This window comes from Cytobacillus solani (assembly GCF_001420595.1).
Lineage (GTDB): Bacteria > Bacillota > Bacilli > Bacillales > Cytobacillaceae > Cytobacillus > Cytobacillus solani.
On the sequence record NZ_LJIX01000006.1, the window covers coordinates 1,074,689 to 1,087,355 of the forward strand.

Below are 12,667 nucleotides of genomic sequence, written 5' to 3' on the forward strand. Positions count from 1 at the left end.
GAGATGATTATGATGTTTAAGGAATTTAAAGGAACTGACTTAGAAAATACACCACACGTTTTATTTATAGGGGGATGGACAAAGCCAATACAAGATGCTATAGACAGGGGGTATACTGTTTCGTATATAGGGTCTTACACTAAACACATATATTTCGATGGAACGATCTTAGAAAAGTGTTTCTATAAAAAAGAAATAGACACAACAAACATACCCGTGTGTGTATACTATGCTGAAGAATTGCACAAAGAGAAACCGTTTGATGTGGTTGTATCTTTCAACGAAGCAGCCTTAGATACGGCTTGCATAATTGCAAAGATTTTTAATGTTAAAGGATTTCCTTACAACGCTAATATGATAACCCGCAATAAAGACATGATGCGTGAAATTCTAGCAGGCAAAGACTATTCGATAGATTCGATCGTTTGTAATAACATAAAAGACATTGATGAATTTTTGAACAAAAAAGATAGTATTATAATAAAGCCCCCTATTGGCGCAGGTGGTAAAGGAGTATCTAAGCTAGCCATGGGAGATGACGTGGAGGTATTTATTAAAGATAATGGGATTCAACTACCTATTTTAGTGGAAGAGTACGTTGAAGGTGACGTAGTTTATACGGTCGAAGCCGTTTCTTATAACAAAAAACATTCTATACTAGCTATATCAGCTGAAATATTTAAAGAAGATACGTTTATAATAAACTATACTATTATGCCAGCACCTATAGATGAAGCTCAAAAAAAATTAATTATTGAGAAAGTCATGCTATTTTTGGACGACATGCAACTGGAAGACGGCATTACTCATACAGAAGTAAAGATAGACAAACAAAATAAGCCAATAATCATAGAGTCTCAAGTCAGGATAGGTGGAGGTAATATTTGGAAAATGGTAGAACTAACAACCGGTATATCTCAATTTGGATTCTATTATGATGCGTTAGCTACTAAGACTATAGATGAATTTAGATGTGTACCTTCAAAACGTCAAGCTATGTCTTTAAGCTTGATTCCAAAACCAGGCTGCTTAAAAGAAATCAAGTATAAAGGGTTAGCTAACATATCCGAGGTCGTATTAATTGATCTATTAGTAAAAGAGGGCGACATCATACCAACTATTGTAGATAGTACTCACCGCAAAGGATATATATTATTTACGGCTAATGATATAAAACATATGTACGAAGTTGCAGATAAAATATGTGACAATATAACGTTTGTTTATCAGGATTTGTCAGAATGGAAACCTTCTTTTAAAAAAATATTTAAAAAGGAATGTGGCACATGACTGGTCTATATCAAGAAAAAGGACAATTTAAACCGCATGTGTCTATTAACTAAAAATTGGAAGAGTATTCTCGTGAATGAGTTCATAACTTTTCAAAAAAGAAACCATTTCAGAAAACCAATCGATTGGCAAGAAAAAGCATAAAGATATTTTGTTATTAGAAATTTGGGGACTACCACAGGGGTTAGATGAACTAAGCCTAAAGGAAGAGTTATATTATTATGATCCTAATAGCCTTCCAGGTTTACATAGATATCCTTTGTAAATTACATTAACGATTCAAATTGTCAATTCAACAAAACCACCTAATAGAAACTCCTTGTTGTTTCATTAAAGGGCGTAATTCTGCAAACAAGAATTACGCTCTTTCTTTATGTAAAGGACCAATTTAGTAGAGGAAGAATATCAAGAAAAAGTGAATACTTATGATAAAGTCAGTAAGGTACTTGTGGGTAGCAGGAAAGTTTAATAAGGATCTATAATAAAGTATAATCATGATTTGAAAATTATATAAAGGCAAACATTTCTTAGGAGGAAATTTTATGATTGGAATATTAGCAGGAATGGGACCAAAATCTACTGGACCATTTGTCGATAAAATTGTAGATGAATGCCAAAAGATATATGGAGCAACAAATGACATTGATTTTCCACACATGATGATTTATTCATGTCCAACGCCTTTCTATGTTGATAAACCTATCAATCATACGGACATGGAAATGGCAATTACTAATGGTGCTCAAAGGCTTGAAAAAACAGGTGTTGATTTTATTGCCATCCCATGTAATACCGCACATATCTATTTTAATCAGTTAAAAAATTCAGTTTCAGTTCCCTTATTAAACATGGTCGATGAGACAATAATGAAAATACCAAAAAACACAAAAAAAGTAGCCCTTTTAGCTACCAATCCAACGGTTCAGTCTGGATTATTTCAAGAATCTTTATTAAAACATGGTTTTGATTTGATACATAAAAATAGTTGGCAAACCTATGTGAATAAAATAATAGTAAAGATTAAACAAGGTCAAATTAATGAGTCCCAATATATATGGGATGAATTCTATTCGGAATTAGCCGAAACAATTGATACGGCTATTATTGCATGTACAGATTTAAATGTTGTTACAGATAAAAAATCCAGCGATATTTACTTTGTCGATTCATCAACTTGTCTTGCACAAGCCGTTGTACATAAATATTTATCATTAACGGAAAGATGGCCGAAAGGGGAAGAAATAAAATGAGAATTTGTATGAATTTTGGTGATGCAAATTTTATTGGAGTTGCGAATACGGCTACATACAAATCTTTCGTAGATGAAGATTGAGAGTTAGATAGTCTTTTGCAGCATTTTGGAGACGAGATGAAGCAAGGGCATCTTTTGGTTTTTCAAATGGCGGAAGAAGGAATTGAATATTCTTGGAAAGTAGATGTTAGAGTAGGGACAGAAGAAATAGCTGATACATGCTTTAGGAAAGCTGCAGGATATATAGAAGTAACGGAAAACCAACTATATTTAGTGGATTATGACTGCCTGACAATGGCTGCTCAGTTTGAAGATCACAAAGTATTCAAGATTGGCTATGAACTTGATAAAAATAAGTTTTACAGCTGGTTAGGGGGAGTGGATCCTGAGTATCGAAAACATTAAATTATTCAATATATCTTTGTATGCCAACTTATTGTACGAATGGTACTTGGAAAAGAAGGAAGTAAACGTTTGTATTTAAATGGGATTATGTGGTAAAATGGGAATAACTCTATTTGGATAGAAAGGACACAGGAGAACAAGTATGCCAATATTTACTTTGTAATGATCAATAAATTGGATAGCATCACCCTCAAAAAACATTGTTTTTTTCTCAAGGGGGTAGTATGCCCATTTTTCTCATTACAAAGGAACCAAGCAACCCTGTAGTCTTGATGCGAAAGGAGATCCTTGTGTAGGATCTCCTTTTTATTTTTTATCATTTAATTTTATACTGCGCTGCAAGTTATCCAAATAGATGCTTGCGTTCCTTTATCTTATTAAGAGGTGAAGGATTAATGCTAAATATAACATTCCACTGGAAACTTTCTCAAATTCCAGAACGAGCTGTAAAGAAACACTGCAAAATGTGTGGCAAATTATCAGTTTTTACGGATACCAATGTGCGAAGGCATAACGCAAACGGAAAAAGTATATACAAATATGCGATCTATAAATGCGAAAAAAATCATACATGGAACAAAAAGTTAGCAATCTATAAAACGTTCTCAGAGCATGTTGCTGAAATTGAGGAGCAGAAAGAAGAAGCTCCAATTATGTCAGCCATTTCAATAACCAGCTTAGCAGAACAAGGAGTAAAGGTGATCCACATTGTACTAGATGAAGTGATAGGAACACACCGAATTGATAAAGTGCTTGCAAACCAAATTGAGGATTGGAGTCGGTCACAGATCATAGAAAAGATTGAAAAAGGAGCCATTCAAATAAATGAACAAGTCATTAAACCTAGTTCAAGATTGTCAAAGGGAAAACGCATTTCCATTTTCATTTGATGAAAAACATTTAGCAGCCGAACTACATTTTAAAATTAGTGAATACCATGTATGAACGCAATTTTCTTGCATTTCTGTGGGGAAGATCTGCTGCTTCTTGGCTGGTTCACGGAAGTAAAATACTGGATTTCAATATTCTCATATGCTTTACCTAATCTAGCTAATCTTGGATTAAGCAGAGCTATGCAACTTTCACAATATGAATTCATATTGGAAAAAGGTCCTAACTGGATGATTCTAGAGTAAGTGATGTAGCAAGTATTCTACTGAACTGGAATACTTGCTACAAGCCATTTAAATTACTATGTTATAATACAAGCTAATTTTGACCAAGAGAGAGGGATGTTACTTGAAAAGAAGCGTATTATATATTGAAGATAATGAGAAAATAGGCAGCTGGGTAAAAGAAGAATTGGAACAGCGAGGATTTTCAGTTCAATGGCTGCTTTCTGGTGAAGGAGCGGAAGAAGAAGTACATCAGCATGAAATCGTTATTCTGGATATCATGTTACCCGGTTTAGACGGATTTACTGTGGGAAAACGATTAAAAAAGGCAGCTCCTGCTGTTCCTATTTTGCTGTTATCTGCTCGAACATCGATAAATGATAAGGTAGATGGTTTACAATTTGCTGATGACTATTTAACGAAACCCTTCCATACGGATGAATTAGTTGCAAGATTAGAAGTATTAATCCGTCGCAGTGGCAGAACACATTCCGAACGAATTTCATTAGGAAATCATATTGAAGTAGATCCAGAAGTCCAAATGGTATATGACAAGCACACAGAGAAGAAATTATATTGACAGGGAAACAACATCAAATTTTAATGTATTTCTTACGCCACCCTAATCAAGTTTTACCAAAAGAACAAATTTATGAAGCGAATTGGAAGGAATCTTACATAACTGGTGATAAAACATTAATAGTGCATATCCGTCGACTGCGTCAAAAGTTGGAACGGTATCCAGATTCCCCGGAGATTATTGAAACGTTGAAGGGAATAGGCTATCGGGTGAAACTATGAAACAAACTGGCTCATTATTTCGTCGTTTTCTAGTAGGACATTTTCTATTTATCTTTTTTCCTCCAATTGTGCTTATTATCTTCTTTTCGTTCATTGGGTTTTCGGATATTAATGAAAAAGATCTAAATACGTTAAATCCATTTTACGTTATACTACTTCTGTTTGGTTTTATTATTGTCGCATTTGTTGTCATATCTTGGCTTTTCTTCTTAAGACTTCGTAAACGTCTTACCCGTTTACAGGAAGTCATGTCATTTTCAGCTACTAATCACTCATTTCCTAAACCAATATCTGTTCAAACGGATCGTATGGATGAAATAGACCAGTTAGGAAGTTCTTTTAATTGGATGATTCAGCAGCTTGAAGAAAGTCGCAAGCGAGAATATGAAGAGGAATTATTACGACATCGACTCATTGCGAATTTATCTCACGACTTACGAACGCCGCTTACGATTTTGAGAGGACATGTCACCAGATTAAATAAAGAATCCATGAGTTTAGAAGGACAAAACTCATTATCAGAGGTGAACCATACGGTTACAAGAGTCGGAGATCTAATGGATGATTTACTTTCCTATACATTGCTTACATCTGGGAAACATCCTTTTCAACCCACTTCAACAGATATTGCACGTTTAGTAAGAGCATCTGTTGCTGCATGGTATCCTGTATTTGAAGAAAAAGAAATTCAGTTGGATGTTGATTTACCGACAGAGGAGACGTTTTATTGGGAAGTAGATCCTAAATGGATAACACGGGTTCTGGATAACTTATTTCAAAATATTCTTCGCCATGCAGCAGAGGGAAAATGTGCAAGCATTGTAGTTGATGTAGAAAAAGAACAGATCATTGTTGCAGACAAAGGTCCAGGTATGGATCACTCTTCCTATGAGCATGGGGCGGGAATTGGTTTATCGGCTTCCAATTATATGCTGAAAAAAATGAAGCTGAAAGCTGACTTTACATCAAATGAAAATGGCACAAGAGTAGCTATTGGACGAGCTTAACCTAAAGTTAACCCAGAAGTAAACAACATGATAACCGAGATGTAACTTTGCTTCTTTATAATGAGAACCATAACAGAAAGGAAGTGTTATGGTTGCTTACAATTAATAACTTAGTCAAACATCGCGGAAAGCAAGAAATCTTATCAGGTGTCAGTTTTAAAGCTAGACCCGGTAGAGTAACTGGTTTTTTAGGTCCAAATGGGGCAGGGAAAAGTTCTACACTTCGCATTCTGCTTGGATTGGATCGGGCCACCTCAGGGAGTGCACTAATTAATGGAGTGCCATTCGCAGAATTACAGAATCCTCTAGCAACAGTAGGTGCTGCGCTTGATGGATTTGGAGCTCATCGTATGCGAACAGGACGGGCACACTTGCGCTGGATTGCTCGTGCTGCAGGATTGTCTCGCTCACGTGTCGAGGAAGTTCTGGAAATAGTCGATCTTACGAAAGTAGCTGGGAAAAGAGTGGGAAATTACTCCCTTGGAATGGGGAGAAGACTTGGAATGGCAGCTGCACTACTTGGGGATCCAAAAATATTGGTTTTAGATGAACCCGTAAACGGGCTCGACCCGGAAGGAATTCGCTGGATTCGCACATTTTTACGCGAACGTGCTGCGTCTGGAAAAACGGTGTTACTATCCAGTCATCTAATGGGAGAGCTTGCAGAGACTGTTGATGATGTGGTGATTATTAATCATGGAAAAGTCGTTGCAGAAGGAACATTGGAAGAAGTAATCGGTAACCATGCCACGCTGGAGGAAGCCTTTTTTGCCCTGACATCTGAACATGCAGGTGATGCTGTATGAGAGCATTTAACGCGGAACTATCTAAATTGTTCTCCCTGCCGGGCATGTGGCTTGCCTTTCTTATTGGCGCATTTGCCCCAGCCGCCATTGCTGCCTTGGACAGCATAGCAGAAAAAGAGGAGATTATAGCTGGAGTTAGTATACGACTATCGGAAGTTGGCTATATAGGATTAGGTCTTGGTGTACAAGGTATCATTATTCTTGGTGTGCTTGCTGTCAGCAGTGAGTATTTGACAGAGAGCAGTGAATCGGGTGGAGGGAATCAGATAACAACGAGCTTAACGGTTGTTTCATCCCGATTTCATTTTTTGCTGGCAAAAGCAGGTGCTGTGACAGTGACCAGCGCACTACTTTCTATTGTTGCTATTCTAGCAACAGTGTCAGCAACAAACCTTATTCTTGGGGAATACGCCCCTGCATTTGAAGCATCTAGACTGATCGGTGTGGTTTGTTACTGGACATTTACTGCTCTTTTGGCATTTGGGATTACGGTTCTAACAAAGAATGGCATGATCCCGCTTACTGTGCTTATTATAAATTCATCTGTTGTGACCGTCTCTTACCTCCTTACTAAGGTTACAAAGTTAGCGTTTTACTTACCAGATAGAGCTGGCACTGATATGTTAATGAGCGGCGGATTTCACACCCCATTCACAGGTGGTTTAATCATGTTTGCTTGGGTAGCCGTTCTTTTCATTATAGCAGACATTGTATTCGATAGAAGGGACGTTGCATCATGAGTGTCTCATCTAGGAGAAAGATAACACAAATCCTTGGCGCGGAACTGGATAAATTAATTACATTACCATTGATATGGTTCACTATTATGGGTACATTCATTATTAATTTAGTTTTAACCAGAGCTTTTACTTCTGCTGGTCTACAAGGAGCAGCAGGAACGCAAAGCATACTGAATATAGGACTTGCTTCTATGGGATATCTTCAAGCGGGGTTCATCATTCTTGGTATCTTAGCTACTTGTTCGGAGTATACGGGTGGACAGATTCGAACGACTTTAACTACGATACCTTGGCGTGGGTTTCAATTATCCGCGAAGCATTTGGCCTTGGCAATCATAACGATTCCGGTGGCGTTTATTATTGCTGCATCAGGTGTACTATATGCTTTTATTATGATGAGAGACACAGCAGTCGTGATTGAAATAGACATAATGATAAAAACAATAGCAGGTGCAACAGGCTATCTAACATTAACCACACTTCTCAGTGCAGCTATAGGGGCTTTACTAAGACGAACAACTCCTGCTTTAGTGGTGCTGCTTGGTTATTATTTCATTGTCAGTCCATTGTTGAGAGATTTTCTGCCTAGCAGTAAAAATTATTTTCCGGATACGGCAGGATCTTATATGTATATGCCGCCTTCCTCTGATGAAATAAATGTCCTTACACCAATGCAAGGAACAGGTATTTCAATGTTATGGACACTGATCTTTATTACAGTAGCTATTGTATTTTACCGTAAACGAGATGCCTAAGGTTAAGGAATAGCTGCTAGTAGAATCACGGGCATCTAATCTGAAATAGTTTGAATTTTCGTGGGTGATATTTTGAAAATTTCAATACAAGAAATAAGTAGAGAACTGGAAGAAGAAATCCTCATTATGTGTCATGAGGTAGATGAAGAAATACGTGAAATCGTAAGTAAATTAAAAACTGAACCCCTCATAATAATCGGATATCAAAATGATCGAGTTCATCGTATTAATCTTAGAGATATCTATTATTTTGAGGCAGTTGACGGAAAGGTTTTTCTTTACTGCAAGGATAACGTTTTTGAGGTGAAACATAAGCTTTATGAGTTAGAGGAAATATGTAAAGAAAAGGACTTTTTCCGTGCAACCAAATCAACCATACTAAACATAGTTAAAATTTCATCCGTTCACCCTTCCTTTAATGGCCGATTCGAGGCAGTGCTTGATAATGGGGAACGTGCTGTTATATCAAGGCAGTATGTGCCGGTCCTTAAAAAAATGCTTGGATTGTAAAAGGTGGGATACATATATGAAACTTTCTGAATTTATACGAAACATGGTTAAGGATTTCTTGATCATCTTCGCATCTATAATCATTATAATTACTATTTTGCGACAAATATATGATCCTACTATGGCCTTTGACTTGAAATCGATTTATATCATTATGGCATTCTCATTTGTAAGTGTATTAATGGGATTTATTTTGTATTCTCCTAATGATATAAGTGAGAAGAAAATGCGTATAAGAATGGCTATTCATTTTTTTACCTTGGAGATTCTATTGATTACCATTGGGATCGTTTTTGGTATTGTGAAAAGTGGATTAGATGTAATTATTTTTGCACTGCAAATTGCTGTTATCTATATACTAGTTCGTCTGTTGTCATGGAAAAATGATATAAAAGAAGCCAAAGCAATTAACGAAAAACTAAAAACATTTAAGAAAAATGATAATGAGTAGTCGAGAAATCATTATGCAGTTTTTTATTCAACAGATTGTTTTACGGTAAGCTTTATAGTTTACCGTTTTTTTGCATCTTATTTGCCTGTAAAAGCAACTTACCGTTTTTCTATATACTTCTTTTCGGCCGCTTATTATGATGAGTTCATAAAATTGATCGGAAAGAGGGAGTAACTACTATGGCAAATTTAATATTATTGATCGTTTTGATTTTCGAGATTGCTTTTGCAATCAACTGTATTGTAATGAAGCAAAACCATCAAAAAACAAAGAATTGGATTAGGATTGCTATTTTTATAACATTTGTCATTCTCACACTTTCCTCTGTGATTGTGTGGAGTTTACGCTGGGTAATGCTAGGTATACTGCTTCTCCTATTAGCGGGAAAGGCGACAGTTTCTCTTATTCGTAATAAGGAAAACAAAAAATATAAAACGTCTAAAATTGTGTGGAAATCCATTGGAATGATAGTTGTAACAGTATTTTCACTTGCACCTGCAATTGTTTTTCCGCAGCATAAATCACCAAAAGTAACTGGTGAATATCAAGTGGCAACCGCTACTTACACATATACGGATAAAAACCGTATGGAAGAATTTACGGATAAGGAGCAGCACAGGTTTGTGAATGTAGGGTTTTGGTATCCGAAAAACGGCAATGGCATATACCCACTTTTGGTGTTCTCACATGGAGCATATGGCATTAAGGATGGCAATAGCTCTACCTATACTGAACTTGCAAGCCACGGTTATGTAGTCGTTTCCATCGATCATCCTTATCATTCCTTCTATACTCGTTCAGAGGATGGAACAGTAACTATGATCAATTCAGATTTTAGCCAAGAAGTCGAAAATATGAATAGAGGCATGTACTCGAATGAAGAACTGTACAATATCATTCAAAAATGGATGAAACTGCGAACAGACGATATGAATTTTGTCATTGATACAATCCTTAAAAAAGCTAAAAATGATAATAATCCCCTTTATCAACATATCAATACAGAGAAAATTGGTGTGTTCGGGCACTCAATGGGAGGTGCCGCAAGCGTATGGCTAAGCAGAGAGCGCGATGATGTGAGTGCAGTAGTAAATATCGATGCCCCTTTCTTTAGTGAACTTGTTTATAACAAAGCAGATAATAATTTTATGGCAAGCAGCAAAGCCTACACAACCCCACTTTTTAACATTTATTCGGACGATGTTTGGAGACAACTGGATAGTACTCCTGTTTATGTAGCAAACAAACTCAACAATAAACAGTTCGAAGGAGCATATACTACTCATTTTAAAGGGGCAAAACATTTAAGCTTGACCGATTTACAGCTTTTCTCTCCTATACTTGCAAATACGCTACAAGGTGGAAAAGCTAACATCGATCCGTATTACTGCATTGAAATGGAAAATGAATTAATTCTTGAATTTTTTGACTATGAATTAAAAGCCATTGGTCATTTCAATCCCAAGAAGACATATTGATTTTGTATCTAAATAGACGTTTGTACAAAATTACTGCCATATTTTTTTGTATTGTAACTAATAACTTAATAAGGGTAATTGTAAAATAAAAAAATGTTTTTGAGAAATCTAAAATAAAATACAATCATTTTGCGTACATTTTTTTTATTATATCCTAATGAATGTTAAGAAGGTTTAACGCTTATTTTCGTAGAACTTATTGTACAAAAGGCAGTAGCTTTGAATTTTCCTAGCAATGCTTGATGAGAGATTACATCTATTTTCCAAGAGGAGGGGATTACCATGATCATTAAAATGACAAAATCTAATATGAATGATTTTAATAAATCGAATGAAGGTTTCATTGTTACTGGGAGAATTCTACCTACATATGAAAACAATGTTTGGGAATTTACGGAGGAGGTCTTTTCTGAGCCATATTTCAAGAAATATGAAGATGAAGAAATGGATGACAGCTATATTGAAGAAGAAGGGAAGGTTGTTTATTTCTTTTATGCTGAAAATACCTGTATTGGTCAGATTAGAATACGATCTAGCTGGAATGGATATGCCTTTATTGAAGATATTGCTGTCGCTGAAGAATATCGAAAAAAGGGAGTTGGAACAGCATTATTGAATAAAGCGATTGAATGGGCAAAGGAGAATAACCTTTGTGGTCTTATGCTAGAAACGCAAGATATTAATGTTTCAGCTTGCCATTTTTATGCCAAAAATAACTTTGTCATCGGTGCAATTGATACGATGCTTTATTCAAACTTACCAACTGCTAAAGAAATTGCAATCTTTTGGTATTATAAATTTTAATGTTTTTTACACAGGAGGGAATGAAATGAAAGATTTTACGAGAGAGATTTATAATAAGTTAGCCAATACCTATCGATACGATGTTGATGAAGGGAGTCCCTATAACGCCTATTATGAACGCCCAGCTATGATGGCAGCTTTGCCTCCTGAATTAAAGGGGAAAAAGATACTTGATGCAGGATGTGCAGCTGGATGGTATTCTTCTCAATTATTGCATCAAGGGGCAGTTGTGACGGGTATAGACGTAAGTCCTGAAATGGTGAAAGCAGCGAAGCAGCGATTAGGGGATGCAGCAGCATTTCTTTGTCAGGACCTTCAAGAAGCCCTGCCATTTAAGGATGATTCCTTTGATATAATTATCAGCTCACTGACGCTTCATTATCTAAAGGATTGGACTTACACTTTTCAAGAATTCAATCGCATTCTAAAAGCAGGCGGGACTTTAATATTTTCCGTTCATCACCCATTTATGGACTATACGAGATTCAAGTGTGAAGATTACTTTGAAACCCAAGTCTTATCAGAAACCTGGAACAAACCTAATATGACCATTGATGTCAGCTTTTACAGAAGACCCTTGCAAAGCATCGTAAATGAAACAACCGAATATTTTAATCTCAATCAGCTGATTGAACCCCAACCCCAAGAAAAGATGAAAGAAGTGAAGGAAACAGCTTATAACTACCTCATGACCAGTCCCCATTTCCTTATCGTAAAGGCAGCGTCAAAAAAGTCAATGGAATACTAGCTTTTGTGGGTAATAAGGGATATTCCTTTAAATTTTTGATCGCCACAAATGTTATCAGAACTAAAGCTAATACAGTACTGGTTGTAAACAGTTAGGTGTAGAATTTCATTTCTATTTCACTGAAGGGCTGCTATTCTTCCAAGGGGAGAGTAGCTTTTTTTTCTTAGCAAAAAGAGTTTTCCTGAATGAATAAATAAAGCATTACCAAATAGGCTTTGATTCAGATTTTGCCTAAACATACGTAGGTGTTTCTTGTTTGAAGTAACTGAAAATTAAAACTTTATAATGTGATAAACGTATAATTATTAAAGGGGGGATTTATATGTGGTGGTTTATTAAATTAACTGTGGGAATATTGTTGTTTTCTTTATGGATCGATTGCAGAAGGAAGAAAAGAAGAAATGATAAGCATACCATGAGCATTGATCCTAGTATAAACAAAGGAAAAGTGGGTAGTGATTGGAATAGTGGGGATGGTCCCGCTGGATTCTAAAGGTTGAAATAC

General features: G+C 36.1%; 14 protein-coding genes and 2 pseudogenes. All 16 read left to right on the plus strand.

Features of this window, described 5'->3' with window-relative positions; translation table 11 throughout:
- Positions 1-12 precede the first annotated feature (12 nt).
- Entirely contained in the window at positions 13-1,290 is a 1,278-nt protein-coding gene (locus AN957_RS07135; protein WP_056683112.1) for an ATP-grasp domain-containing protein, read from the plus strand.
- 542 nt (positions 1,291-1,832) lie between these two features.
- The gene (locus AN957_RS07140; RefSeq protein ID WP_056683114.1) at positions 1,833-2,540 is read left to right on the plus strand and encodes an aspartate/glutamate racemase family protein; all 708 of its coding nucleotides are present in this window, start codon (positions 1,833-1,835) and stop codon (positions 2,538-2,540) included.
- Positions 2,541-2,548: 8 nt separating this feature from the next.
- Positions 2,549-2,866: pseudogene (locus AN957_RS07145) on the plus strand (hypothetical protein); the annotation flags it as partial.
- A gap of 476 nt (positions 2,867-3,342) precedes the next feature.
- Positions 3,343-3,837: a S4 domain-containing protein gene (locus tag AN957_RS07150; RefSeq protein WP_056683117.1), complete on the plus strand. Its 495-nt coding sequence runs from the start codon at positions 3,343-3,345 to the stop codon at positions 3,835-3,837.
- A 51-nt stretch (positions 3,838-3,888) separates the two neighbouring features.
- Positions 3,889-4,083 (plus strand): hypothetical protein, encoded by a 195-nt coding sequence (locus tag AN957_RS28285; protein ID WP_056683122.1) that lies wholly within the window; start codon positions 3,889-3,891, stop codon positions 4,081-4,083.
- A gap of 103 nt (positions 4,084-4,186) precedes the next feature.
- A pseudogene (locus AN957_RS07160) lies at positions 4,187-4,863 on the plus strand (response regulator transcription factor).
- Positions 4,860-5,870: a sensor histidine kinase gene (locus AN957_RS07165; RefSeq protein ID WP_056683125.1), complete on the plus strand. Its 1,011-nt coding sequence runs from the start codon at positions 4,860-4,862 to the stop codon at positions 5,868-5,870. The pseudogene AN957_RS07160 and the gene AN957_RS07165 overlap by 4 nt, the downstream one beginning before the upstream one ends.
- A gap of 83 nt (positions 5,871-5,953) precedes the next feature.
- Complete coding sequence (locus AN957_RS07170) at positions 5,954-6,676, plus strand: ABC transporter ATP-binding protein (RefSeq protein WP_425388873.1); 723 nt, start codon at positions 5,954-5,956, stop codon at positions 6,674-6,676.
- Entirely contained in the window at positions 6,673-7,416 is a 744-nt protein-coding gene (locus AN957_RS07175; RefSeq protein WP_056683132.1) for an ABC transporter permease, read from the plus strand. The genes AN957_RS07170 and AN957_RS07175 overlap by 4 nt, the downstream gene beginning before the upstream one ends.
- The gene (locus AN957_RS07180; protein WP_056683135.1) at positions 7,413-8,171 is read left to right on the plus strand and encodes an ABC transporter permease; all 759 of its coding nucleotides are present in this window, start codon (positions 7,413-7,415) and stop codon (positions 8,169-8,171) included. The genes AN957_RS07175 and AN957_RS07180 overlap by 4 nt, the downstream gene beginning before the upstream one ends.
- A gap of 72 nt (positions 8,172-8,243) precedes the next feature.
- Positions 8,244-8,681 carry a LytTR family DNA-binding domain-containing protein gene (locus tag AN957_RS07185; RefSeq protein ID WP_056683138.1) on the plus strand — a complete coding sequence of 146 codons (438 nt, stop codon included), beginning with the start codon at positions 8,244-8,246 and terminating at the stop codon, positions 8,679-8,681.
- A gap of 16 nt (positions 8,682-8,697) precedes the next feature.
- Positions 8,698-9,132: a DUF3021 family protein gene (locus tag AN957_RS07190; protein WP_056683141.1), complete on the plus strand. Its 435-nt coding sequence runs from the start codon at positions 8,698-8,700 to the stop codon at positions 9,130-9,132.
- A 179-nt stretch (positions 9,133-9,311) separates the two neighbouring features.
- The gene (locus tag AN957_RS07195; RefSeq protein ID WP_056683144.1) at positions 9,312-10,610 is read left to right on the plus strand and encodes an alpha/beta hydrolase family protein; all 1,299 of its coding nucleotides are present in this window, start codon (positions 9,312-9,314) and stop codon (positions 10,608-10,610) included.
- Between the two features lie 282 nt (positions 10,611-10,892).
- A complete protein-coding gene (locus tag AN957_RS07200; protein ID WP_056683147.1) occupies positions 10,893-11,414 on the plus strand; it encodes a GNAT family N-acetyltransferase in 522 nt (173 codons plus the stop codon).
- Positions 11,415-11,439: 25 nt separating this feature from the next.
- Positions 11,440-12,162, plus strand: a complete 723-nt coding sequence (locus AN957_RS07205; protein ID WP_056683150.1) for a class I SAM-dependent methyltransferase — start codon at positions 11,440-11,442, stop codon at positions 12,160-12,162.
- A gap of 322 nt (positions 12,163-12,484) precedes the next feature.
- Entirely contained in the window at positions 12,485-12,655 is a 171-nt protein-coding gene (locus AN957_RS27560) for a hypothetical protein (protein WP_156341122.1), read from the plus strand.
- Positions 12,656-12,667 lie beyond the last annotated feature (12 nt).

Coding starts and splice junctions, on each gene's coding strand:
- AN957_RS07135 (WP_056683112.1), top strand. CDS start 13: ATGTTTAAGGAATTTAAAGGAACTGACTTAGAAAATACACCACACGTT.
- AN957_RS07140 (WP_056683114.1), top strand. CDS start 1,833: ATGATTGGAATATTAGCAGGAATGGGACCAAAATCTACTGGACCATTT.
- AN957_RS07150 (WP_056683117.1), top strand. CDS start 3,343: ATGCTAAATATAACATTCCACTGGAAACTTTCTCAAATTCCAGAACGA.
- AN957_RS28285 (WP_056683122.1), top strand. CDS start 3,889: ATGAACGCAATTTTCTTGCATTTCTGTGGGGAAGATCTGCTGCTTCTT.
- AN957_RS07165 (WP_056683125.1), top strand. CDS start 4,860: ATGAAACAAACTGGCTCATTATTTCGTCGTTTTCTAGTAGGACATTTT.
- AN957_RS07175 (WP_056683132.1), top strand. CDS start 6,673: ATGAGAGCATTTAACGCGGAACTATCTAAATTGTTCTCCCTGCCGGGC.
- AN957_RS07180 (WP_056683135.1), top strand. CDS start 7,413: ATGAGTGTCTCATCTAGGAGAAAGATAACACAAATCCTTGGCGCGGAA.
- AN957_RS07190 (WP_056683141.1), top strand. CDS start 8,698: ATGAAACTTTCTGAATTTATACGAAACATGGTTAAGGATTTCTTGATC.
- AN957_RS07195 (WP_056683144.1), top strand. CDS start 9,312: ATGGCAAATTTAATATTATTGATCGTTTTGATTTTCGAGATTGCTTTT.
- AN957_RS07200 (WP_056683147.1), top strand. CDS start 10,893: ATGATCATTAAAATGACAAAATCTAATATGAATGATTTTAATAAATCG.
- AN957_RS07205 (WP_056683150.1), top strand. CDS start 11,440: ATGAAAGATTTTACGAGAGAGATTTATAATAAGTTAGCCAATACCTAT.
- AN957_RS27560 (WP_156341122.1), top strand. CDS start 12,485: ATGTGGTGGTTTATTAAATTAACTGTGGGAATATTGTTGTTTTCTTTA.